Source organism: Brachymonas moutaii (nom. illeg.) (genome assembly GCF_049977365.1).
In the GTDB taxonomy this organism is placed as follows: Bacteria; Pseudomonadota; Gammaproteobacteria; order Burkholderiales; family Burkholderiaceae_C; genus Brachymonas.
Genome location: NZ_JBNGEN010000001.1, coordinates 447684 through 471576, shown reverse-complemented (window position 1 = coordinate 471576; position 23893 = coordinate 447684). Strand labels below are relative to the sequence as shown.

Here is a 23893-nt window from a genome sequence, read left to right as displayed (position 1 = left end):
ATGAAGGCCATTGCCATTCGTGAATACGGTGCTCCTGATGTGTTGCAACCCGTGGACCTTCCCATCCCCGTCCCCGGGGAAGGGGAGGTGCTCATTCGGGTGGCGGCATCTGGCGTGAACCGTCCCGATGTGTTGCAGCGCAAAGGGCGTTATCCCGTCCCTCCAGGGGCTTCCGATCTGCCGGGTCTGGAAGTCGCAGGCGAGATCGTGGCAGGCGACGAGGCTGCCATGCAATCGGCTGAGATAGCCATGGGAGATCGGGTGTGTGCCCTGGTGGCTGGAGGTGGGTACGCGCAATACTGCGTGGCCCCTGCGGCTCAGTGCCTGCCCGTGCCGAAAGGGCTGGACATGATCCAGGCGGCGAGTCTTCCGGAAACCTTCTTCACCGTTTGGAGCAATGTCTTCGATCGTGGCCATCTTGAGGCGGGGGAGACACTGCTCGTTCAGGGAGGCACCAGCGGTATTGGTGTCACAGCCATCCAGATGGCCAAGGCGATGGGCGCGCAAGTCATTGCGACTGCCGGCAGTGACGACAAATGCCATGCCTGCCTGGAATTGGGTGCCGACGCAGCCATCAATTACAAGACACAGGATTTTTCTCAGGAAGTCCGTACCTTGACTCAAGGAGCGGGTGTCGATGTGATTCTGGACATGGTGGCTGGAGCCTATGTGGCTCGCGAAGTCGACTGTCTGGCAGAAGACGGCCGTCTGGTCATCATCGCCATTCAGGGAGGAACGCAGGCTGATTTCAATGCAGCCAAGGTGCTCATGCGCCGCCTCACCATCACGGGCTCCACGCTCAGGCCGCGCTCGGTGGAATTCAAGCGTGCCATTGCACATCGTCTGCGAGAAACGGTGTGGCCGCTCATCGAATGCGGTGCCATCAAGCCGACGGTGTTTGCCACTTTCCCTGCTGCAGAGGCTGCAGCGGCACATGCCCTCATGGAATCAAACCGACATATCGGAAAAATCGTATTGACGTGGTAACAAGAGAGAACACAGCGACATGAAAAAACTCATTGCCGGCAATTGGAAGATGAACGGGAGCCTTTCGGCCAACGAACAGCTGGTTCGTGAACTGTGCGCAGGAGTGGGCAATCCTTCCTGTGACGTGGCCATCTGCGTGCCATCTCCATATCTGTCTCAGGTGCAGGGGCTTCTCGGGGGGCAGTCTGTCATCGCGCTGGGAGCTCAGAATGTTTCGTCACATGAATCAGGGGCCTATACCGGTGATGTCTCAGCTGCCATGCTTCGAGACTTCGGGGTGCGCTACGCCATCGTGGGGCACAGCGAGCGCCGTCAGCATCAGGCTGAAACCGATACCCATGTCGCCATCAAGGCGCAGCGAGCCCTCACTGCCGGCATCACTCCGATCGTCTGTGTGGGTGAAAGCCTGGCAGAGAAGGAAGAGGGCATGACCGACTTCGTCGTCAAGCGCCAGCTGTCTGCCGTCATTCATCTCCTGGGACGTTGCATCAGTGAGGTCGTCGTGGCCTACGAGCCCATCTGGGCCATAGGCACAGGCAAGACTGCGACTCCCGAGCAAGCGCAGAAGGTGCATGCCATCCTTCGTGCCCAGCTGCGTGCAGCGACTGACCGGGCTGACCGCATCCACCTTCTGTATGGTGGCAGCATGAATCCTGCCAATGCAGCAGAACTCCTGGCACAGCCAGACATCGACGGTGGTCTGATCGGCGGGGCTTCACTCAAGTCGGCAGATTTTCTCGCGATTGTGCGTGCCGCAGAGTAAAATTTGCTTTATCAATCGGCCCTCGCGCGCAGCGCAGGGCCTTGTTCATTTCCAGATTCTTCTATGCATTTCCTTCTCAACATCCTGTTGGTGATCCAGATCCTTTCCGCATTGGCGATGATCGGTCTCATTCTCATGCAGCACGGCAAAGGTGCAGACATGGGAGCCGCGTTTGGAAGTGGCGCATCCGGGAGCCTGTTCGGCGCCAGCGGTAGTGCCAACTTTCTGTCCCGATCCACGGCGGTCTTGGCGACAATCTTCTTTGTGGTCACTCTTGTGCTGGCCTATTTTGGTAATTTGCGAGGCGGTGCAGCTGGCGGGAGTGTGCTCAGTGGCCTGCCCGCCGCGGCACAGTCCGCATCTGCTCCGGTACCCGCTCCTGCGGCATCGCAGGTCCAGCCAGGCAGTCTCGTACCGGGAATGAGTCCCGCTTCCGCCGAAAAAGCGGACGCTTCTTTGGTACAATCACGCACCAGCAGCAAGCCTGCTGCGTCAGCCTCGCGCTGATTGCCGCACATGCAGATGTGATGTAAAAAAATCACATCAAGACTCAAAAAAGTCAAATATGCGGTTATACTTTATGGCTGATCCAGATAAGCCATAAAGTTTTCACTCTGGTGCAAACTTGCCGTCGTGGTGGAATTGGTAGACACGCTATCTTGAGGGGGTAGTGGCGAAAGCTGTGCGAGTTCGAGTCTCGCCGACGGCACCAGGATTCAATATTGGCTTCACGCCAGAATGGCTGTGCAAAATGGATCTCTCTCAATATCTCCCGGTACTTCTTTTTATCGTCGTTGGCCTTGTTGCAGGGGGCGTGACGTTGGGGCTGGGATCTGCATTGGGTCCGCATCGACCCGATCCTGCAAAAAACTCTCCATACGAGTGCGGTTTTGAGGCATTCGAAGATGCGCGCATGAAATTCGATGTGCGTTACTATCTGGTTGCCATCCTATTCATTCTTTTTGATCTTGAGGTTGCGTTCCTCTTTCCGTGGGCTGCTGCGCTCAAGGAATTGGGTCCGACGGCATTCTGGGCGGCTATGGTGTTCCTGGGGATCTTGCTTGTGGGCTTCGTCTACGAGTGGAAAAAGGGTGCTCTCAACTGGGAATGACGAAAGCCTGTGGCGTGCTCTCGTGTCGAGGCGTGAGAAGTGGGCCGCAAGTTTTTAGGAGACTTGCATGTCGCTAGAAGGTGTTTTCAAAGAAGGGTTCATTACCACCAGCTATGACGCGGTGGCGAACTGGGCCAAGACTGGATCGATTTGGCCGATGACCTTTGGTCTTGCGTGTTGTGCGGTGGAAATGATGCATGCTGCCGCTGCACGCTATGACATCGCTCGATTTGGCTCCGAGGTGTTTCGTGCCTCTCCGCGCCAATCCGATTTGATGATCGTGGCCGGTACTCTGTGCAACAAAATGGCACCCGCCTTGCGCAAGGTGTATGACCAGATGGCTGAACCGCGCTGGGTTCTTTCCATGGGTTCCTGTGCCAATGGCGGTGGGTACTATCACTACAGTTATTCTGTGGTGCGTGGTTGTGATCGTGTGGTTCCTGTGGATGTGTACGTTCCAGGGTGTCCTCCTACGGCGGAGGCGTTGATCTACGGTATTCTTCAGTTGCAGCAGAAGATCCGTCGCACCAACACAATTGCTCGTGTCTGAAGGGGGGATCATGGCCGATTATGCAGTCGATATCGAAGCTCTGGCTGGTGTGCTCAAGAAGACGTTGGCGTCTTCTGCAGTCGAGTCTTTTCATCAGGAGCATGGGGAGCTGACGATCGAGGTCAATGCCTCGCATTATCTTGAGGTGTGCCGCGTATTGCGTGACACACAGGGTCTTCAGTTCGAGATTCTGGTTGATCTGTGTGGGGTTGACTACTCTGAATATCGTCAGGAAGTGCGGGAATCTCGTCGGTTCTGCGTGGTACTTCATCTGCTTTCCATCAGTCTCAATCAGCGTCTTCGTGTCAAGGTCTATGCGCAGGATGATGCGATGCCCCTTGTTTCTTCTGTGGTGGATGTCTGGAGCGCTGCCAATTGGTTCGAGCGCGAGGCGTTCGACCTTTTTGGTATTGTTTTTGAGGGGCATCCGGATTTGCGGCGCATCCTGACGGATTATGGATTCATCGGTCATCCTTTCCGTAAGGATTTCCCGCTTTCTGGATATGTGGAAATGCGGTATGACCCTGAGCAGAAGCGCGTTGTCTACCAACCTGTTTCCATTGAGCCTCGTGAAATCACGCCTCGCATCATCCGTGAGGACAACTACGGCGGCCTCCATTGAGGTGTGAGGGGAGCTAGTATGGCTGAGATTAAGAATTACACGTTGAATTTCGGACCGCAGCACCCGGCGGCACATGGTGTGTTGCGTCTGGTGCTGGAGCTGGATGGGGAAGTGGTGCAGCGTGCAGATCCGCATATCGGTCTTCTGCATCGTGCCACCGAAAAGCTTGCCGAAAACAAGACCTTTCTGCAAACCCTCCCCTACATGGATCGTCTCGATTACGTTTCCATGATGTGCAATGAACACGCTTATTGTCTTGCGGTAGAGAAGTTGCTTGGAGTTGAGGTGCCCCTCAGGGCTCAGTACATCCGGGTGATGTTCTCCGAGATCACCAGACTGCTCAACCATTTGATGTGGCTCGGTTCGCACGGCAATGATTGTGGCAGTTCGACAATTCTCATCTATACCTTCCGGGAACGCGAAGACCTGCTTGATATGTATGAAGCAGTATCGGGCGCGCGCATGCATGCCGCATATTTTCGCCCAGGTGGGGTGTATCGTGATTTGCCGGACAGTATGTCCAAGCTTGCGCCCAGCAAGGTACGGAGCAATCAGGCACTGCAGAAATTCAATGCCGCCCGTGAAGGGAGCCTGCTTGATTTCATCGAGGATTTCACCGCCCGTTTCCCCAAGTGCGTGGATGAGTATGAGACTCTGCTGACCGACAATCGCATTTGGAAGCAGCGTACTGTGGGTATTGGTGTTGTGAGTGCCGAGCGTGCCATGAATCTGGGCATGACAGGGCCCATGCTTCGTGGATCCGGTGTGGCATGGGATCTGCGCAAGAAACAGCCGTATGACGCCTATGCACAGGTGGATTTCGATATTCCAGTTGGTGTGACGGGGGATAGCTATGACCGGTATCTGGTCCGTGTGCAGGAAATGCGTGAGTCCAATCGCATCATCAAGCAGTGCGTGGATTGGCTGCGTGCTCATCCTGGCCCTGTGATTACTGAAAATCACAAGATCGCTCCTCCGTCGCGAACCGACATGAAGAGCAATATGGAGGATCTGATCCATCACTTCAAGCTCTTCTCCGAAGGGTTCCATGTTCCCGAGGGCGAAGCCTACGCCGCAGTGGAGCATCCAAAGGGTGAATTCGGAATCTATCTGGTGAGTGATGGTGCCAACAAGCCCTATCGCATGAAAATCCGTCCGCCGGGATATGTTCATCTTTCCGCTTTTGATGAGCTTACGCGTGGGCATATGCTGGCAGATGCCGTGGCCATCATCGGTACGTTGGATATCGTGTTTGGAGAAATTGATAGATGATTTCCGAAACTATCAAGAATCGCTTTGCCCAGGAAGTGAGCAAGTATCCGCCGGACCAAAAGCAATCTGCAGTCATGGGGTGTCTTGCCATCGTCCAGCAGGAATTGGGTCACGTGTCTCCGGAAAGCGAGGCCGAAGTGGCCTCTTATTTGGACATGCCTTGCATGGCGGTTCATGAGGTCACGACGTTCTACAACATGTACAACCAGCGTCCTGTTGGTAAGTACAAGCTTAATGTGTGTACCAATCTTCCGTGTCAGCTGCGAGATGGGGGCAAGGCACTCAAGCACCTTGAGGACACGCTGGGCATCAAGGATGGAGAAACCACTCCCGATGGAATGTTCACCCTGCAGCATTGCGAATGTCTGGGTGCCTGTGCGGATGCACCGGTAATGCTGGTCAATGATCGCTCCATGTGCAGCTTCATGTCTGCCGAACGGCTTTCGGCACTGGTGGAAGAACTCAAGCAGTCGGAGGCCAAGTAATGTCGGTGCAAGAAGTACTGTCTCGATTTGCCGCCTCCGGTGCGGATACCTGTTTCCATGGACGTCATATTGATCCTCAGATCTATAAGGATCTGGATGGTCGGAACTGGCATCTGCAGGATTACATTCAGCGCGGCGGATATCAGGCCCTGCGCAAGGTATTGGGCATGGACGGCGGCGAAGGAATGACTCAAGATCAGGTGATTTCCACCGTCAAAGAGTCTTCGCTGCGCGGACGTGGTGGTGCCGGTTTTCCCACTGGACTGAAGTGGAGTTTCATGCCACGTCAGTTTCCTGGGCAGAAATACCTCGTGTGCAATTCCGATGAAGGTGAGCCAGGTACCTGCAAGGATCGCGATATCCTCATGTACAACCCGCACATCGTGATCGAAGGCATGGCGATTGCTGCTTTTGCGATGGGGATCGGAGTAGGGTACAACTATATCCACGGGGAAATTTTTCAGGTTTACGATCGTTTCGAGGAAGCTCTTCGTGAGGCACGCGAAGCAGGCTATTTGGGACAGAATATCCTGGGCAGTACCTTCAACTTCCAGCTGCATGCCCATCATGGATTTGGTGCCTACATCTGCGGAGAGGAAACGGCCCTGCTGGAATCCCTGGAAGGCAAAAAGGGGCAGCCGCGATTCAAGCCGCCTTTCCCAGCCAGTTTTGGTTTGTACGGGAAGCCCACTACCATCAACAATACTGAGACATTTGCAGCTGTACCGTGGATCATCCGTCACGGTGGTCAAGCTTATCTGGAGTGTGGCAAGCCCAATAATGGCGGTACCAAGATCTACTCCGTTTCGGGTGATGTCAATCTGCCGGGGAACTATGAGGTTCCTATGGGAACCCCCTTTTCGAAACTGCTCGATCTTGCAGGTGGGGTACGTACAGGGCGCAAGCTCAAGGCTGTCATTCCTGGTGGGTCTTCCGCGCCCGTGTTGCCGGCTGATGTGATCATGGATTGCACCATGGACTATGACTCCATTTCCAAGGCCGGATCGATGCTGGGATCGGGCGCTGTGATCGTGATGGATGACAGCCGGTGCATGGTCAAATCGCTGCAGCGGCTCTCCTACTTCTATATGCACGAATCCTGTGGGCAGTGCACGCCATGTCGTGAGGGAACTGGTTGGCTGTGGCGCGTCGTGGACCGTATTGAAAACGGTCTGGGTCGTCAGGAAGATCTGGAATTGCTGGACTCTGTCGCCTCCAATATTCAGGGGCGGACGATCTGTGCGCTGGGGGATGCGGCGGCTATGCCTGTGCGTGGAATGCTTAAGCATTTCCGTGATGAATTCGCATATCACGTGGAACATAAGCACTGCATGGTGCCGACCTATATTTGACGAGTGAATATCCATGGTTGAAATTGAACTCGATGGTAAAAAGGTAGAAGTCAAAGAAGGCAGCATGGTCATGCATGCGGCTGAACAGGCAGGTACCTATATTCCGCATTTCTGTTATCACAAGAAGCTGAGCATCGCTGCCAACTGCCGTATGTGTCTGGTGGATGTGGAGAAGATGCCCAAGGCAGTTCCGGCATGCGCCACACCAGTAGCACAAGGCATGATTGTTCGCACCAAGAGCGACAAAGCCATCAAGGCTCAGAAGGCTGTGATGGAGTTTCTCTTGATCAACCATCCCTTGGATTGCCCAATTTGCGACCAGGGGGGCGAATGTCAGCTGCAGGATCTGGCGGTTGGATACGGTGGCAATGGCTCTCGTTATCAAGAGGAAAAGCGTGTCGTTCGAGCCAAGGATGTGGGGCCTTTGATTTCCATGGCGGAAATGAGCCGCTGCATTCAGTGCACGCGATGTGTGCGGTTTGGCCAGGAAATTGCGGGTCAGATGGAACTCGGCATGAGTCATCGTGGCGAGCATTCTGAGATCGAGACTTTCGTGGGCGCCACGGTGGATTCCGAACTCTCAGGCAATATGATCGACATCTGTCCTGTCGGTGCACTTACCAGCAAGCCCTTTCGGTATCACGCAAGGACATGGGAGCTGGGACGCCGTCGTTCGGTCAGCCCGCATGATTCTACGGGGGCAAATCTGATCATTCAGGTCAAGAATAATCAGGTCATGCGCGTAGTTCCCTTCGAAAATGAAGCAGTGAATGAATGCTGGATTGCCGATCGTGATCGTTTCAGCTATGAATCCTTGAATTCTTCGGAACGCCTCACTTCGCCCATGATCAAGCAAGGAGGCGAATGGCATGAGGTGGATTGGCAGACTGCGCTTGAATACGTAGCCAATGGAATGAAACACATTCAAGAGGAGCATACAGGGCGTGGTCTGGGGGCACTCTTGAGTCCTCACAGCACTCTGGAAGAGCTCGCTCTCGCGACACGTCTTTTGCGTCAGATGGGAAGCGATAACATCGACACCCGATTGCGTTGTGCGGATTTTTCTGATCAGCATGGCAAGATTCGCTGGCTGGGTATGCCTATCGCTGCGCTCAACGGTCTGGATCGGGTATTGGTTGTAGGCAGCCATCTTCGCAAGGACCATCCCTTGCTGGCACAGCGGATTCGTCAGGCGGCCCGTCATGGTGCACAGATCATGGCGTTGAACGAGGAGCGTTTCGACTGGGCCATGCCTATGCATGCGAGCCTGGAAGCTCCTGCCGTTCAATGGACATTGGCCTTGGCTGGTATTGCTGCTGCCGTGGCTTCGGAGCGCGGCATCCAACCACCTGTGGAAGCAGAATTTGGGCTGGAAGCCACAGATATTGCTCGTGCCCTTCTCAATGGGGCGAACAAGGCTGTTCTTCTCGGGAATGCCGCAGTTCATCATGAACAGGCCTCTGCGCTGCACGCACTCGCGCAATGGATTGCGAAGGAAACAGGCGCAACGCTAGGTTTCCTTGGAGAAGCGGCCAATACGGTGGGTGCCCAACTGGTACGAGCCCAGCCTGTGGCCGACGGGCTGAACGCAGCAGAAATGCTGCAGGGAAAAGTGAAGGGGCTTCTGCTTCTTCACACAGAGCCTGAATTCGACAGTGTCTTGGGAGCTCGGGCAGCGCAACAGCTCGAAAACGTCGACATGGTTGTCACCATGAGCCCTTTCAAGTCCAACATGGCTTTCAGCGATGTGCTGTTGCCAGTGAGCCCATTTACCGAAACCTCTGGTAGTTTTGTAAATACCGAAGGGCGTGTGCAGGGATTCCATGCTGTCGTCAAACCGGCAGGTGAAACGCGTCCTGCTTGGAAAGTCTTGCGCGTACTTGGCAACATGCTGGATCTTTCAGGATTTGACATGGAGTCGAGCCACGCTGTACTGACATCCATCGACGGCGTGCGAGATGACCATGAAGGAGTTGTGGATCATTTGCTGGACAATGCCACTGATGCAACCATCACCGTGAATCAGGCGCAGGCAGCTCCAGTGGTGGCATCCATTTATCAGCTTGACGGGATCGTGCGCCGTGCACCTTCACTGCAGGCAACGGCAGATGCGCGTGCTGCTCGGCAGCATCAAGGAGGCAACGTATGATCGATGCCATTTTTTCGGCTGGACAAGGGTTGGTGCAGGCCAACTGGTGGATGACGCTCGCATGGCCAGTGCTGTGGGCACTGATCAAGATTGTTGTAGTGGTGTTGCCATTGCTGATCTGCGTGGCTTATCTCACTTACTGGGAGCGTCGTCTTCTGGGGTTTATGCAGGTTCGTCTTGGACCCAATCGGGTGGGCCCTGCAGGGTTGTTTCAGCCATTCGCGGATGCGCTCAAGCTGCTCACCAAGGAAGTACTGCGACCCGATCGCGCAAATACAGCCATCTACTACCTGGGCCCGATCATTGCCTTCATGCCCGCACTGGCGGCTTGGGTAGTGGTTCCCTTCGGTCCTGAGATGGCATTGTCCAACATCAATGCGGGCCTGCTGCTGCTGATGGCCATCACTTCTGTCGAAGTCTATGGCGTCATCATGGCTGGCTGGGCTTCCAATTCCAAGTATCCTTTCCTGGGGGCGCTGCGAGCATCTGCACAGATGGTGTCTTATGAGATAGCCATGGGATTCTGTTTGCTCATTGTGCTAATGATCAGTGGGAGCATGAACCTCAGTGACATCGTCATGTCTCAATCGAAAGGTATTTTTGCTGACAAGGGCGTGAATCTGCTTTCATGGAACTGGCTGCCCTTGCTTCCAGTCTTCTTGGTGTATCTGATTTCAGGCGTGGCAGAAACCAATCGACATCCGTTCGATGTGGTCGAAGGCGAGGCAGAAATTGTGGCTGGTCACATGGTGGAGTATTCGGGCATGGGATTTGCCATTTTCTTCCTGGGTGAATATGCCAACATGCTCCTCTTTTCCAGCTTGGCGGCAGTTATGTTCCTGGGAGGCTGGCTTCCACCCTTCCAGTTTCTCGGGTTCATTCCTGGGTGGATATGGCTGGGGCTGAAAATTTTTGTTGTGGTGAGCATGTTCATCTGGATCCGGGCAACGTTCCCTCGCTATCGCTACGATCAGATCATGCGATTGGGCTGGAAGGTTTTCATTCCTGTCACGCTGGTGTGGCTGGTGCTCATCGGTCTGTGGATGCAATCTGCATGGAACGTCTGGAAATGAGCGGGGGAGTGAAATGTCTGCAGTCATGAACAAGTCGCAATCAGGCTTTTCCATCAAGGATTTTCTACACAGTTTCATGCTTGTGGAACTGTTCAAGGGTATGGCCTTGACAGGTCGATATGCCCTCAAGGGAAAGTTCACTATTCAGTACCCAGAAGAAAAAACTCCTCTGAGTCCTCGCTTCCGGGGATTGCATGCGCTTCGTCGTTATGAAAATGGGGAAGAACGCTGCATTGCCTGCAAGCTGTGCGAAGCCGTGTGTCCTGCCATGGCCATCACCATTGAATCTGCGCAGCGCGAGGATGGCTCGCGACGTACGACACGGTACGACATTGATTTGACGAAATGCATTTTCTGCGGATTCTGTGAGGAAAGCTGTCCCGTCGATTCGATCGTAGAGACAAATATCTTCGAATATCACGGGGAAAAACGAGGTGATCTTTATTTCACCAAGGAAATGCTCCTTGCCGTTGGTGACAAGTACGAAACTCAGATTGCTGCCAACAAGGCAGCGGATGCACCCTATCGGTGATCAATCATACATTGGAATCGAATAATCATGGATGTCACCTCTGTGCTTTTCTACGTGTTTGCCGCGGTGCTGCTTTTTGCTGCATTTCGCGTCATCACGGTCCGCAATCCCGTATATGCCGCTCTTTATCTGGTTCTGGCCTTTTTCCAGGCGTCAGGAATCTGGATGCTGCTTCAGGCGGAGTTTCTCTCCATCACACTCGTTGTCGTGTACGTTGGGGCCGTTATGGTTCTATTCCTCTTCGTCGTCATGATGCTCGATATCAATGTCGATGCCTTGAGAAGCAAGTTCTGGACACATTTCCCCTTTGCTGCACTGGTGGGAGTGATCATTATTGCGGAGATGGCGGCTGTTCTCTTGGGCAACTTCCATGAAACTGTGCCGAACCCGATGCGAGGCGCGGATGGCATGCCGCTTCCGCCTGGAGCATCGAATACCAAAGAGCTGGGGAGGCTGTTGTTTACCCAATATCTCTTGCCCGTGGAAGGGGCTGCTGTTCTGTTGCTTGTTGCGATGGTGGCTGCCATTGCCCTCACGCTTCGCAAACGCAAGGATAGCAAGTATCAGTCGCCAGCAGAACAGGTGCGTGTGCGTGCCTCGGATCGCGTGCGCATTCTGAAAATGGATGTGACTCTGCCTGCACCTTCTCATGCCAAGCAGTCTGATGCAGTCGTCGAGGAGAAAAAAGCATGACATTGACAGTGGGACATTACCTGACGGTAGGCGGCATTCTGTTCGCCCTGTCTGTGGTTGGCATCTTCCTGAATCGCAAGAATCTGATTGTGCTGTTGATGGCTATTGAACTGATGTTGCTTGCTGTAAACATCAACTTCGTGACTTTCTCCCATTTTTGGGGGGATCTCAGTGGGCAAATCTTTGTATTCTTCATACTGACAGTGGCTGCGGCAGAGTCGGCCATTGGCCTTGCCATCTTGATACTTGTTTTCCGCAATGACAAACAGCACATCAGCGCAGACGTGCTCAATTCACTGAAGGGGTGATAATCATGAATTCCAGCCTTTCTTTGAATATGCTGCTTATCGTGCCGTTGGCCCCTTTGGTCATGTCGATTCTGGTCGGGGTTTTCGGAACGGCGTTGGGAGGCAATATACTTGGGCGTAAGGCATCCCAAATCCTTGCTATTTCTGGGGTTTTTATCTCCTTTGTTGTGTCTGTTCTGGTATTCAAACAGACGCTGGCAGGAGCTACCTTCAATCAGACCATCTACGAATGGATGAACATTGGTGGTCTGAAGATGGAGGTGGGTTTCATGGTCGACAACCTCACGGCCATGATGATGTGTGTGGTGACATTCGTGTCCCTGATGGTGCACATCTACACAGTGGGTTACATGGAGGATGACGACGGCTATGATCGTTTCTTTTCCTACATTTCCCTGTTTACCTTCTCTATGCTCATGCTGGTCATGAGCAACAATTTTCTGCAGCTGTTCTTTGGCTGGGAAGCGGTAGGCTTGGTGTCCTATCTGCTGATCGGATTCTGGTTCAAGAGGCCGACGGCAATTTTCGCCAATCTCAAGGCTTTTTTGGTAAACCGTGTAGGAGATTTTGGATTCATTCTCGGTATCGGTCTGATCTTGGCTTACACAGGTACATTCAACTACACTGAATTTTTTGCCAAGGTCAATACTTTGGCAGTTCAGACATATCCAGGCATTGGATGGAATGTGGCGACCATGGCTGCCATTTGTCTTTTCATCGGTGCAATGGGAAAGTCGGCACAGTTCCCTTTGCACATCTGGCTGCCGGATTCCATGGAAGGCCCCACTCCCATTTCGGCACTGATCCACGCAGCCACCATGGTGACGGCAGGTATTTTCATGGTGACGCGCATGTCGCCTCTTTATGAGTTGAGTGATACAGCCCTCAACTTTGTATTGGTCATTGGCGCCATTACCGCCTTCTTCATGGGACTTCTGGGAATTATCCAGAACGATATCAAGCGCGTGGTGGCGTATTCAACTCTGTCGCAGTTGGGGTACATGACCATGGCATTGGGTGTTTCAGCCTATCCGGTGGCAGTGTTTCATCTGATGACGCATGCCTTCTTCAAAGCGCTTCTTTTCTTGGGCGCTGGCTCGGTAATCATGGGTGTCCATCACAACCAGGATATGCGCTGGATGGGAGGACTGCGCAAATACATGCCTATCACTTGGATCACTTCTCTGATTGGTTCACTTGCATTGATCGGGACTCCGTTCTTTGCTGGCTTCTATTCGAAGGAAAGCATCATCGAGGCAGTACACATGAGCACTTTGCCTGCCGCAGGTATTGCCTACTGGGCGGCACTTCTGAGTGTATTCGTGACAGCGCTCTACAGTTTTCGGATGTATTTCCTGGTTTTTCATGGGCCGGAACGGTATGACCTCAATCCAGAGGCTCATCATGGGCATGATGCGCATGCTCATGGGCATTCTTCCAAGCCGCATGAGTCGCCATGGGTGGTCACGTTGCCTCTGATTTTGCTGGCGATTCCTTCTGTCGTTGTGGGCTATGTCGCAATTCAGCCTCTTCTGTTCGGACATTTCTTCGATGGCATCGCGCAGATCAATCTGCATCAGCACCCTGTCATGGAGCATCTCGGGGAAGAGTTCCATGGTGCCTGGGCCATGGGCATCCATGCAGTGACCACCATTCCTTTCTGGCTCACAGTGGCAGGGGTGGGAGTCGCGTATTACCTCTATATTTTCAACAATGCGATGGCAGCGCGTCTCAAGACCCTGTTCTCGCCCTTTGTCACCATTCTGGAAAACAAGTACTACCTTGACTGGATCAACGAGAACATCATTGCGCGCGGTGCCCGCCTGCTTGGTACTGGATTCTGGAAGGTGGGGGACCAGACCTTGATCGATGGATTGGTGGTCAATGGTTCCTGGAAAGTGGTGGGAGGCATTGCTGCTGTGGTGCGCAAGCTCCAGACCGGTTATGTCTATCACTATGCGCTCCTCATGATCATGGGCGTGCTGGCTCTGATGACCTGGTTCGTCTGGCTTGGCAAATAAGGAGAAAGAACAAAATGGGATTGTTAAGCCTATCGATCTGGATGCCCATCGTCATCGGCTCCATCCTGCTCGCGTTCGGCGCCGATCGCTACAAGAGCATGGTGCGTTGGCTGGCGCTCTTGGGGTCTCTGGCCAGTTTAGCGGTCACTGTTCCGCTCTATACAGGATTCCGCCTGCACACTGCAGCCATGCAGTTCGTGGAAAACAATCCATGGATTCCACGCTTCAACATCAATTACCACCTTGGGGTGGATGGCATTTCGCTGTGGTTCGTACTGTTGACGGCTTTCATTACCGTGATTGTCGTGATTGCCGGCTGGAAGGTCATTACCAGCCGTGTCAATCAGTACATGGGCGCTTTTCTCATCCTGAGTGGATTGATGATCGGTGTCTTTGCATCACTGGATGCCATGTTGTTCTATGTGTTCTTCGAGGCTACCCTGATCCCGATGTATCTCATCATCGGAATTTGGGGTGGGCCGAACCGCATCTACGCAGCCTTCAAGTTTTTTCTCTATACCCTGGCAGGCTCGCTTCTGATGCTGGTTGCACTGGTGTATCTGTTCAATGTTTCCGGCGGCAGCTTTGATATTCAGCTCTGGCAGAGCATGCCGCTGGGGGCACGTGCCCAGACTCTGCTTTTCTTTGCTTTCTTTGCTGCTTTTGCCGTGAAGGTGCCCATGTGGCCTGTGCATACTTGGTTGCCCGATGTGCACGTCGAAGCTCCTACCGGAGGCTCCGTGGTGCTGGCAGCCATCATGCTCAAGCTGGGTGCCTATGGCTTTCTGCGTTTTTCGCTGCCCATCGCACCTGATGCAGCGCACCAATGGGCGTGGCTCATGATTGCCTTCTCACTGGTGGCAGTGATCTATGTGGGCCTGGTGGCCATGGTGCAGCGCGACATGAAGAAGCTGGTTGCCTATTCTTCCGTGGCGCACATGGGGTTCGTGACATTGGGCTTCTTCATATTCAATGATCTGGGTATCGCAGGGGGCATCGTGCAGATGATTTCTCACGGTTTGGTATCTGCTGCTATGTTTCTGTGCATTGGGGTGCTTTACGATCGTGTGCATTCCCGTGAAATCGCAGCCTATGGCGGCGTGATCAATACCATGCCGAAATTTGCCGCCTTCGCGCTGCTGTTTTCCATGGCCAACTGCGGTTTGCCGGCAACCTCGGGGTTTGTGGGTGAATGGATGGTGATTCTGGCTGCTACGCAGGCTGGTTTCTGGCTCGGGGTTATGGCAGCATCTGCCTTGGTGCTCGGTGCAGCCTATTCGCTCTGGATGTACAAGCGTGTGTATCTGGGCCCTGTCGCAAATGACAATGTGCGCAAGTTGATGGATATCACTCCTCGGGAATTCTTGATGCTGACGCTGCTGGCAGTAGGGGTGTTGTGGATGGGGCTCGATCCCAAGCCGGTCACTGATGTCATGGATGCGTCGGTCGCTCAGCTGCTGCAGCATGTCGCACAATCCAAATTGCAATAAGAGAACGCACCATGATTGATAACCTGAGCTGGGTCGCCATTTTCCCGGAGTTGATTCTGCTGGTCATGGCCTGTGCCATCACGCTGGCAGATCTCTCGGTCCATAGCACCAAGCGGACATTCACTTATGTATTCACGTTGCTGACACTCTTCGTGGTGGCTGTATCACAAGGGTTGTATGCGCTGAATGGGTTCACGATCTATGGCTTCGGCAACATGATCGTCAGCGATCCCATGGGAAATTGGCTCAAATGCTTTGCTGCACTGGCCATGATGGTTACCATGATCTATGGCCGTCCCTATTCGGTGGCGCGAGATATGCTGTCGCGTGGCGGGGAGCTGTTCACTCTCAGTCTGTTCAGTCTGCTCGGCATCTTCATGATGATTTCCGGCAATCATTTTCTTGTGATCTATCTGGGCCTCGAACTCTTGACTCTTTCCAGCTATGCGTTGGTTGCTCTGCGCCGTGATCACAAGCAGTCTACGGAAGCAGGCATGAAGTACTTTGTGCTGGGTGCATTGGCTTCCGGTTTCATGCTTTACGGCATGTCGATGATCTATGGCGCAACTGGAACCCTGCAGATCAATCAGATTCAGCAGATCGTTGCAACCGGTATGGCCAAATGGCAGATTCTGATGCTTGGACTGGTGTTTCTGGTGTCAGGGCTGGCTTTCAAGCTGGGGGCTGCTCCATTCCATGCGTGGCTGCCTGATGTGTATGAAGGGGCTCCGACCTCTGTGACGCTGATTGTGGCAAGTGCGCCCAAACTGGCGGCGTTTGCCATCATGGTGCGCCTCCTGGTAGAAGGATTGATGCCGCTGGCTGTTCAATGGCAGCAGATGATGGCCGTGTTGGCCATTGCATCTCTGTTGATCGGTAACCTTGCAGCCATCATGCAGACCAATCTCAAGCGCATGCTTGCATATTCCACCATTTCGCAGGTGGGATTCGTGCTGTTGGCTTTCGTCTCTGGATACAGCAATGGAAATTTCAATCTCGTCGTCGATGCCTATTCGGCTGGCATGTTCTATATCGTCACCTACGTCCTGACCACCCTGGTCAACTTTGGTGTGATCATGCTCCTGTCGTATGAGGGGTTCGAGTGCGAGAACATTCAGGATCTTTCCGGACTGAATCAATCTCGCCCGCTGTACGCAGGTGTGATGGCTGTGAGTCTCCTGTCCTTGGCTGGTGTGCCTCCGATGGTAGGGTTCTATGCCAAGCTGACAGTGCTGCAAGTTCTGGTGGCTTCCGGACAGACATTCCAGATTGGACTTGCCATTTTTGCGGTGCTCATGTCCCTGATTGGTGCGTTCTATTATCTCCGCGTCATCAAGGTCATGTACTTTGATGCCCCGAATCCCCAATTGCCAAAGGAATTGCATGCAGGACTGGATGTTCGTGCCGTACTGTCCATCAATGGCGCGTTGGTGCTGCTGTTTGGATTGATGCCGGCAGGGTTGATGGCTATCTGTGCATTTGCCATCCATCGCATGCTCAATGCCTGAAATTCTCAGTGTAATAACAGGAAATATCCCATGAGTCAGCAGTTCTCTGTGCTGTTGGTTGTGCTGGTGGCCTTTATCGCGGCCAATCTTCCTTTTCTTAATGGCCGTCTTCTGGCGTGTGTCCCCTTGACAAAAAAAGAGGGGGAGCACAGCAGTGGAAAAAGATTAGGGCTTCAGTTTATGGAGTGGATATTCCTGTATATGCTCACAGGGCTGTTCAGCCGTTGGATTGAGTCACGTGCCGGGCAGGTCTATTCACAAGGCTGGGAATTCTATGTCACTACGGTGGCCTTGTTTGCCACTTTTGCATTTCCGGGGTTTGTGTACAGCCATATGACCAGATCAGGAGAATGAGCGACTCCGCTTGCTCTTTCGCCATTCAGGGAATATTGAATGCTTCGCACGGTCACCTTATGGTGACCGTGCGATTGTTTTTTGCAGCATTCTGGTCGAAAAGACATCCAATGGAGTGATCCACCATGCGTAAAAACGAGGAAATGAACCCTCTCGTATCTGACCTTCTTGCTCATATTGCAACAGGATCGTCTGATCTGAATGAGAGCGTCCTTGAATCAGAGACAGTATGGACTGGGCGATTTCTGAAGGTCCAGCGTGACAGGGTGGGGTTACCTGATGGGAAAGAGGCTTCGCGCGAGTTTATCCGTCATCCAGGGGCAGTTGTAATAGTGCCGCTTCTGGAGGATGGAAAATATCTCGTAGAACGCCAGTATCGACATGCTGTGGATCGCGTCATGATCGAATTTCCTGCTGGCAAGCTGGATCCTGGCGAAGATGGTCTAGCATGTGCCCGTCGCGAACTGATTGAAGAAACGGGATTCGATGCGATGGAATGGGCTTATGCAGGCGTGATGCACAATTGCATAGGATATTCGGATGAGCACATCGACATCTGGTTTGCCAGGAGGCTGTGTTTCAAGGGGCAGCACTTGGAAGAAGGAGAGCTGTTGCATGTGCATGCAGCAACCCTGGAGGATCTGCTCGAATGTGTTCGCCAAGGAGAACTGACAGATGCCAAGACACTCAGCTGTCTGCTCTGGATGCAGAACCTTGATGGCAGAGGATGGACTTTGCCATGGAAGCAGGTGACAGTCACATGAAGGTGCTGGATCTGGAGTGTGTGGTTGGACATCGCTTTGAAGGATGGTTCGCTTCTGAGGGTGAGGCTGTTGTACAGCTTGAGCGCAAGGAAGTGCTGTGTCCGGTCTGTGGGAGTTCCTCCATCGTCAGGCGACTGTCTGCTCCTCGGCTGAATCTGGGGCATCATGCATCTACGCCTCCCCCATCTGCTGCCACCATACACAAGAATCAAGACAAGCTACCAGAGCAAAACCTACCCATGTCCCCTGCGATGCTGACAGCGGTATACGAACGCATGGTGCAGCAGGTACTTACCCATACCACGGATGTGGGGACAGAGTTTGCACGTCAAGCCAGGGACATGCACGAAGGTCACAGAAAGCCAGAAGCTATTCGTGGACAGGCGACTGCACAAGAGGTACGTGAGCTGCGGGAAGACGGGATCAAGGTGTTGGCGCTACCTGTGCCGAAAAGCTCCAAGCAGTCCTTGCAGTGAATGTGCGCTTCCTGAGCAGAGGAAGAACAGATGCTGCCGCGAGCAGAAGGCGCAACACACGATCAGCGAGGGGTGGGTTCAGAGCGCGGAGAAAAACTCGTGGGTGCGCAAGGCTGTTTCCGTGAGCTGGAAAACTTGGTGTGCGGCATCGGGAGCTTCGCATGGAACGATTTTCCGAGCAGGCATGCTTCTGAGCCAGGTGAGCTGACGCTTGGCAAGTTGTCGGGTTGCTGCAATCGCCTTCTCTCTCCATGAGGAGAGAGGCTCTTGATTGTCCAATCCTTCCCAGGCCTGGCGGTACCCTACGCACCGCATGGAAGGGAGCCCGACATGCAGGTCGGGTCTGGCTCGCAGGGCATGCACTTCTGCCATGAAGCCCGCGTCCAACATGGCATCGAAGCGTTGAGCAATGCGCTGATGAAGCCAGGCACGATCCATCGGCTCGAGAGAAATCAGAGTCAACGGAGGCCAAGGTGGGAACTGACTGGAGCTGCGGTCTGCCTGCCATTCCGAAAAGGGCTTTCCTGTTGCCAGCCATACTTCCAGTGCACGACCGATGCGTTGGCTGTCTTGGGGGGACAGTCGCTGTGCAGCCAGAGGATCGACACGTGCCAGTTCGGCATGCAGGGCTGGCCAGCCTTGTTGAGCAGCCTGGGCCGCTACTTGCTGCCGTATCTGCGGGTCAGTTTCAGGAAGATGACTCAGTCCCTCGAAAAGAGCCTTGTAGTACAGCATCGTGCCGCCGATCAGAAGGGGGAGATGGCCACGGTCGTGGGTAGCCCGTATGGCTGCCGTGGCATCCTGGAAGAATCGTGCAGCGCTGTAGGTTTCCGACGGATCGAGAATGTCGATGAGATGGTGTCTGGCGCGCATGCGCTCTTCCGCGCTGGGTTTGGCAGTACCAATGTCCATGCCCTGATACACGAGCGCAGAATCCACACTGATGATCTCCAGCGTGATTCCCCAGCGGGCTTCGGTTTCTTCTGCCAGATACAAGGCTGCCGCAGTCTTGCCGCTGGCAGTGGGGCCAGCCAGTGCAAGATAGGGCAGGGATGAGGGAGCGGAGGCAGCAGGCACAGTACTTGAATGTCGGCTTCAGGAGAACCAAGAGCAGATAAATGGGCAAGCACGAGAGAACTCTGCCGTTCTCAGGGCACATGGACGCATGTACGTATCCATGCGAGGAATCCTGCCGGCAGTTTTGCGATGCATGAAACCGCAAAAAAAAGCCCTGATGAAAACTCAGGGCTTTTGATATCTGGGGTGGCTGATGGGGCTCGAACCCACGACAACAGGAATCACAATCCTGGACTCTACCAACTGAGCTACAGCCACCAGAAAGAATAAATTATAGCTTGTTTTTTGAGATGTTCCTCAGCGACACTTCAAAAATTACTTGATGGGACGAGAGGTGGAGCCGAGGGGGTTGGCCACCAGGATTTGTACCTTCAGGAGTTTCTTGAGTGCCTCATAGTACGCCACCATGCTGGCTTCATTGAAGGCTTGTGCCACTTGGGGGCGCTGCTGTGCCTGAGCGGCGGCAGTGACGGCATCTGCGGGAAGGATCTTGTTGACGCGGACCACAGCGTAACCCTGAGGGCCCAGATCGACACCCTGAAGCGCCGGGAGATGAGAAGGGCTGACCCGCAGTGCGCCATTGATGACCGTTTGTGGTGTGCCATTCGGTTGTGTGCGGGACACGTCCATAGTGGCAGGCATGGGAGCCTGCGCAGGATGGGGTTGCCATTGCTTGAGGGCTGCTTCACCTGCAGCCTTGGCCAGTTGTGCTGCCTTGGCTTGAGTCACCTGGCTTTCGATGGTGGCTTTGACCTCGTCAAAGGTCTTTTGTCGTGCCGGGCTATAGCTGATGATGCGTCCACTGGCCAGCTGGTTGGCACCGATCTCCATCGGCGCGATGTTCTGCTTTCCGGACAGGGAGCTGGCTGTGAACAAGGCATTCAAGAATGCGGGCTGAGCCAACGGGCCCTGTGCACCGGGAACAGGGGTACGGCCAATGTTCTGGGCAGTCTGGATCTGCAGGCCAAACTTGTCAGCCACAGCCTTGAGGGACTGCGGTTGTTTGAACACGTCTTCCTTGAAGGCCTCTACGGCTTCGCCGAATTTCTGCTGGGCCTGCTGTTTCTTGAGCTCGGCTTCGATCTGCGGCTTGAGTGTGTCGAAACTCTGCTGCCCACTTCCTCCGCGGATTCCAGTCAGTTTGATGATGTGATAGCCGTAGTCAGTTTCCACCACCTTGCTGATTTCGTTTTGCTTGAGTGCAAAGGCAGCTTCTGCGAAGGGCTTGACCATGGTGGTGCGATCGAAATATCCCAGGTCTCCTCCCTTCTTGGCAGAGCCGGGATCCTGGGAGTACTTCTGTGCCAGCTGTGCAAAGCTGGCGGGGTCTTTCTGGACCTGCGCCAGAATGTCTTCGGCTTTCTTGCGTGCTGCTTCTCGCAGGGTGGAAGAGGCCTTGGCATCGGCTGCGATCAGAATGTGGCTTGCACGGCGCTCCTCGCGCGTACCGAATCGGTCCTTGTTCTGTTCATAGAATTTCTGGAGGTCGGCCTCACTGACCGTGAGGTGCTTCTGCACTGAAGCCAAATCCAGCACCACATATTCGATGGAGGCCTGTTCGGGGGCACGGAATTCTGCAAGATGGCTCTTGTAGTAGGCTTGCAGATCGTGGGCAGAAGGATGAACCTGTGCCTTGTAGGATTCAGGCTTGAAATAGATGACGCTGATGTTGCGTCTTTCGAAGAAAGGGCGTGTTACCAGGTCAGCCAGGGAGGCTGGCATCCAGCCGCCGGCACCCGACACGCCCTGCAATACCTGCCGGCTGGTGAGTTGGCTGCGGACCATGGCCTCATAGCGCTGTGGCGTGAGTCCCTGTGCGGCCAGGAGCTGCGCATAACGGGTTTGATCGAGCTTGCCATCGCTTCCCCGCAGTGCAGCGATTGCAGGATCGCTGATCAGTTCCTGCGCAAGGCGCTGGTCGCTGATGAACAGCTTGAGCTTGGATGCGGCTTCTGCCAAGACACGGTTCTGCACCATGCGCTCCAGCGTGGCGTACTTCGCGGCCGGAGAATCCAGGAGCTGGGCATCGATGCCGGGTTGACTGGCGCGGAGCTGATCCACTTCCTGCCGATGGGCATTGTCCCATTCCGCCTGCGTGATCTTCTGGCCGTTGACAATGGCCACGGTGGTATGCCCCGCGTCGTTCATGCGCTGATAGTTGTCGACGCCCAGCATGACGAATGAGGGAATGACCAATGCGAACAGCATGATCATGAACAGCTTGTTGTGCTTTTGGATGAATTCGAACATGCCATGTCCTGAAGCAATGAAAAAAGGCGAACGATCAGTCCGCCTTTCAGGGGGACAGAGGCCACAGGTGTGGTTCCTCTGAGGGCGCGCAGCGCGGCAGCAGCCCCCGTGCAGGGGTCTGCCTGATGCATTCTGTGGTGCCCGGCCTGGATCGATGGATTGTAGCAGGCGTGATTTTCACGCGCTCCCCTCTGGAGGAGCCTGCAGATCGAGCCGACTCCCTGCGGCATCTGCCACACGGGCTTCCGCCGGGCCAGCAAGATAGTGCAGGACGTCAGGCACCTCTGTGCCTACGTGGATCATTTCCATCTGTGCATGACGCATGAAGCCTGAGGTCACCGATCCTTCGAGGAACTGGAGAAGGGTGTCGTAGTAGCCGGCCGTGTTGAGCAGGGCGACCGGCTTGTGGTGGTAGCCCAGTTGGCGCCAGGTCCAGGCTTCGAAGAACTCCTCGAATGTGCCAATGCCGCCCGACAGTGCCAAAAATGCCGTGGCTCTCTCGGCCATCATGAACTTGCGCTGATGCATGTTGTCCACAATATGGAGTTCAGTGCATCCATGGTGTGCGAATTCACGATCGACCAGTGCCTTGGGAATGATGCCGACGACCCGGCCACCTGCCTGCAGTGTGGCGTCCGCCAGGATGCCCATGAGGCCCGCGTGGCTGCCGCCATAGACGAGCTGTCCGCCGTGGCGTCCAATCCAGTCGCCTACCGCATGAGCGGTCCGGCTATGAATGGGATCCCGACCCTGCTGCGATGCGCAGTACACGCAAATGGAAAACGGAGGGGCGTGGGGGCCGAAGAGGGCGGTATTTTCAGCGAAAGAAGGTGCAGACTTGGAAACTGAGGGATCGCGCATGAGGGAGATACATCAAGGAATAGGCGTGCTTCATCATACGCGTGCACATCCGATGCACTGTGTCGGATCCGTCATCGCTTTCCGCGGGCTTGCCGGCCATGTGTTTTCATGCGGGCATCCAGCGTGACCAGGCGAAGGCTCCCCATGTTCCGATGGCAGTCAGCGTGCTCAGAAATACGGCGGCACTGCCGAAGTCCTTGGCCTGCTTGGAAAGAGGGTGGAGTTCATAGCCCACGCGATCTGTCACGGCTTCGATGCCACTGTTGAGCAATTCGACGATGAGCAGCTGCCAGGTGGCGACCCACAGAATGACCACCTCCATCCAGCTGCGCCCCAACCAGCAGGCTACGGGCAACGCGAGCAGATTGAGGCATGCCTCCAGCCGGAAGGCAGGAGATTCTCGGAAGGCAGCGAACAGTCCGGCCAGAGAGTAGCCCGTGGCGTAGTACAGACGAATCAGGCCCTTGCGCCGTTTCTGGGGATGGGGACCAGCCGGCGCACTGGAGATGGAGTCTGCCGCCGCATGCTGTTTGTCCGCACTCACAGCTGCCACCATTTGCGCTTGGATTCCGCGTCCTTGGGCGGTTCCTGGGAGATCAGGCGGGTTCCGGCCATCAGATCATGTGCGAACTGTCTGCCCGGCATCAGACGGGTCAACAAGGCCCAGAACAGTACCCATCCCAGCAGCAGCATGATGGCCAGTCCGCCATGCCTTTGCCATGTGCCTGCCAGATACAGTGCTGCAAGCGGGGGGAGAAACCACAGCCAGCTCCACATGTACCGCAGCAAGGCGCGCCACTGGGCAATCGGCTTTCCTGTCCGATCCGTCACCCGGATGTGCCAGGTCTTCATGGCCAGGGTCTGACCCTTGCTCCAGAACCATGCGAAATAGATGCCCAGCATCAGAAACATAAAGCCCTGGAGTGCATGGCGGTTCTGTGTTCCGCTGCGGGTCTGGGTGAGGGCGCTGAACAGGTATCCCGTGATGAAGACCACACCGAAGAGCAGGACTCCTTCATAGAGCCAGCATGCCATGCGTCGCCATAGGGGAGGGGCCTGGAGGACGGACGAAGAAGACGAATGCACGGCAGGAAGAGGCGAAGAGGACGACTGCGAGGACATCGGCCGAGTATATCGGGATGTCGCTCGGGGCAGACAGCATGGGCTGGTCATGCAAAAAATGGCGGGGGACTGA

25 protein-coding genes and 2 tRNA genes are annotated in these 23893 nt (G+C 54.6%); 21 read left to right on the top strand and 6 right to left on the bottom strand.

The window, feature by feature from the left end:
• The 21 genes from ACP2WS_RS02135 to ACP2WS_RS02035 all read left to right on the top strand — a co-directional run bounded on the left by ACP2WS_RS02135 (position 1) and on the right by ACP2WS_RS02035 (position 18510).
• Positions 1-987 (top strand): NAD(P)H-quinone oxidoreductase, encoded by a 987-nt coding sequence (locus ACP2WS_RS02135; protein WP_426459574.1) that lies wholly within the window; start codon positions 1-3, stop codon positions 985-987.
• A gap of 19 nt (positions 988-1006) precedes the next feature.
• The gene (gene tpiA, locus ACP2WS_RS02130) at positions 1007-1750 is read left to right on the top strand and encodes a triose-phosphate isomerase (RefSeq protein ID WP_426459279.1); all 744 of its coding nucleotides are present in this window, start codon (positions 1007-1009) and stop codon (positions 1748-1750) included.
• A gap of 63 nt (positions 1751-1813) precedes the next feature.
• Positions 1814-2257: a preprotein translocase subunit SecG gene (secG, locus tag ACP2WS_RS02125; protein WP_426459278.1), complete on the top strand. Its 444-nt coding sequence runs from the start codon at positions 1814-1816 to the stop codon at positions 2255-2257.
• Between the two features lie 120 nt (positions 2258-2377).
• Positions 2378-2462 (top strand) — tRNA-Leu (locus ACP2WS_RS02120).
• Between the two features lie 39 nt (positions 2463-2501).
• On the top strand, positions 2502-2861 hold the full coding sequence (locus ACP2WS_RS02115; protein ID WP_374491030.1) for an NADH-quinone oxidoreductase subunit A: 360 nt from the start codon (positions 2502-2504) through the stop codon (positions 2859-2861).
• A gap of 67 nt (positions 2862-2928) precedes the next feature.
• Positions 2929-3411, top strand: a complete 483-nt coding sequence (locus ACP2WS_RS02110) for a NuoB/complex I 20 kDa subunit family protein (protein ID WP_374491028.1) — start codon at positions 2929-2931, stop codon at positions 3409-3411.
• A 10-nt stretch (positions 3412-3421) separates the two neighbouring features.
• Positions 3422-4033, top strand: coding sequence for an NADH-quinone oxidoreductase subunit C (locus ACP2WS_RS02105; RefSeq protein ID WP_426459277.1), 612 nt, complete (start codon positions 3422-3424; stop codon positions 4031-4033).
• A gap of 18 nt (positions 4034-4051) precedes the next feature.
• Positions 4052-5305: an NADH-quinone oxidoreductase subunit D gene (locus ACP2WS_RS02100; protein WP_374491024.1), complete on the top strand. Its 1254-nt coding sequence runs from the start codon at positions 4052-4054 to the stop codon at positions 5303-5305.
• A complete protein-coding gene (locus tag ACP2WS_RS02095) occupies positions 5302-5790 on the top strand; it encodes an NADH-quinone oxidoreductase subunit NuoE family protein (protein WP_426459276.1) in 489 nt (162 codons plus the stop codon). Before ACP2WS_RS02100 ends, ACP2WS_RS02095 begins: the two co-directional genes overlap by 4 nt.
• A complete protein-coding gene (gene nuoF, locus ACP2WS_RS02090) occupies positions 5790-7142 on the top strand; it encodes an NADH-quinone oxidoreductase subunit NuoF (RefSeq protein ID WP_374491020.1) in 1353 nt (450 codons plus the stop codon). Before ACP2WS_RS02095 ends, nuoF begins: the two co-directional genes overlap by 1 nt.
• 13 nt (positions 7143-7155) lie before the next feature.
• Positions 7156-9291 (top strand): NADH-quinone oxidoreductase subunit NuoG, encoded by a 2136-nt coding sequence (nuoG, locus tag ACP2WS_RS02085; RefSeq protein ID WP_426459275.1) that lies wholly within the window; start codon positions 7156-7158, stop codon positions 9289-9291.
• Positions 9288-10364: an NADH-quinone oxidoreductase subunit NuoH gene (gene nuoH / locus ACP2WS_RS02080; RefSeq protein ID WP_374491016.1), complete on the top strand. Its 1077-nt coding sequence runs from the start codon at positions 9288-9290 to the stop codon at positions 10362-10364. Before nuoG ends, nuoH begins: the two co-directional genes overlap by 4 nt.
• 13 nt (positions 10365-10377) lie before the next feature.
• Positions 10378-10896, top strand: a complete 519-nt coding sequence (gene nuoI, locus ACP2WS_RS02075; RefSeq protein WP_374491014.1) for an NADH-quinone oxidoreductase subunit NuoI — start codon at positions 10378-10380, stop codon at positions 10894-10896.
• A 27-nt stretch (positions 10897-10923) separates the two neighbouring features.
• A complete protein-coding gene (locus ACP2WS_RS02070) occupies positions 10924-11589 on the top strand; it encodes an NADH-quinone oxidoreductase subunit J (RefSeq protein WP_426459273.1) in 666 nt (221 codons plus the stop codon).
• Entirely contained in the window at positions 11586-11897 is a 312-nt protein-coding gene (gene nuoK / locus ACP2WS_RS02065; RefSeq protein ID WP_374491010.1) for an NADH-quinone oxidoreductase subunit NuoK, read from the top strand. The genes ACP2WS_RS02070 and nuoK overlap by 4 nt, the downstream gene beginning before the upstream one ends.
• 5 nt (positions 11898-11902) lie before the next feature.
• Positions 11903-13918 carry an NADH-quinone oxidoreductase subunit L gene (gene nuoL, locus ACP2WS_RS02060; RefSeq protein ID WP_426459272.1) on the top strand — a complete coding sequence of 672 codons (2016 nt, stop codon included), beginning with the start codon at positions 11903-11905 and terminating at the stop codon, positions 13916-13918.
• 14 nt (positions 13919-13932) lie between these two features.
• Positions 13933-15408 (top strand): NADH-quinone oxidoreductase subunit M, encoded by a 1476-nt coding sequence (locus ACP2WS_RS02055; protein ID WP_426459271.1) that lies wholly within the window; start codon positions 13933-13935, stop codon positions 15406-15408.
• An 11-nt stretch (positions 15409-15419) separates the two neighbouring features.
• A complete protein-coding gene (gene nuoN, locus ACP2WS_RS02050; protein ID WP_374491004.1) occupies positions 15420-16916 on the top strand; it encodes an NADH-quinone oxidoreductase subunit NuoN in 1497 nt (498 codons plus the stop codon).
• Between the two features lie 30 nt (positions 16917-16946).
• On the top strand, positions 16947-17270 hold the full coding sequence (locus tag ACP2WS_RS02045) for a DUF2818 family protein (RefSeq protein ID WP_374491002.1): 324 nt from the start codon (positions 16947-16949) through the stop codon (positions 17268-17270).
• A 143-nt stretch (positions 17271-17413) separates the two neighbouring features.
• Positions 17414-18034: an NUDIX domain-containing protein gene (locus ACP2WS_RS02040; protein WP_426459572.1), complete on the top strand. Its 621-nt coding sequence runs from the start codon at positions 17414-17416 to the stop codon at positions 18032-18034.
• Entirely contained in the window at positions 18031-18510 is a 480-nt protein-coding gene (locus ACP2WS_RS02035; protein ID WP_426459270.1) for a DUF1178 family protein, read from the top strand. Before ACP2WS_RS02040 ends, ACP2WS_RS02035 begins: the two co-directional genes overlap by 4 nt.
• Before the next feature lie 78 nt (positions 18511-18588).
• Here ACP2WS_RS02035 and miaA read toward each other — a convergent pair whose 3' ends face one another.
• The 6 genes from miaA to ACP2WS_RS02005 form a co-directional block, all read right to left on the bottom strand.
• On the bottom strand, positions 18589-19587 hold the full coding sequence (miaA, locus tag ACP2WS_RS02030; RefSeq protein WP_426459269.1) for a tRNA (adenosine(37)-N6)-dimethylallyltransferase MiaA: 999 nt from the start codon (positions 19585-19587) through the stop codon (positions 18589-18591).
• Between the two features lie 182 nt (positions 19588-19769).
• Positions 19770-19845: transfer RNA gene (locus ACP2WS_RS02025), tRNA-His, on the bottom strand.
• A gap of 57 nt (positions 19846-19902) precedes the next feature.
• Positions 19903-21837, bottom strand: a complete 1935-nt coding sequence (locus ACP2WS_RS02020; protein ID WP_426459268.1) for a SurA N-terminal domain-containing protein — start codon at positions 21835-21837, stop codon at positions 19903-19905.
• 177 nt (positions 21838-22014) lie between these two features.
• A complete protein-coding gene (locus tag ACP2WS_RS02015) occupies positions 22015-22608 on the bottom strand; it encodes an LOG family protein (RefSeq protein ID WP_426459266.1) in 594 nt (197 codons plus the stop codon).
• A 196-nt stretch (positions 22609-22804) separates the two neighbouring features.
• Positions 22805-23242, bottom strand: a complete 438-nt coding sequence (locus ACP2WS_RS02010) for a diacylglycerol kinase (RefSeq protein ID WP_426459265.1) — start codon at positions 23240-23242, stop codon at positions 22805-22807.
• Positions 23239-23820 (bottom strand): RDD family protein, encoded by a 582-nt coding sequence (locus ACP2WS_RS02005; RefSeq protein WP_426459264.1) that lies wholly within the window; start codon positions 23818-23820, stop codon positions 23239-23241. Before ACP2WS_RS02005 ends, ACP2WS_RS02010 begins: the two co-directional genes overlap by 4 nt.
• Positions 23821-23893 lie beyond the last annotated feature (73 nt).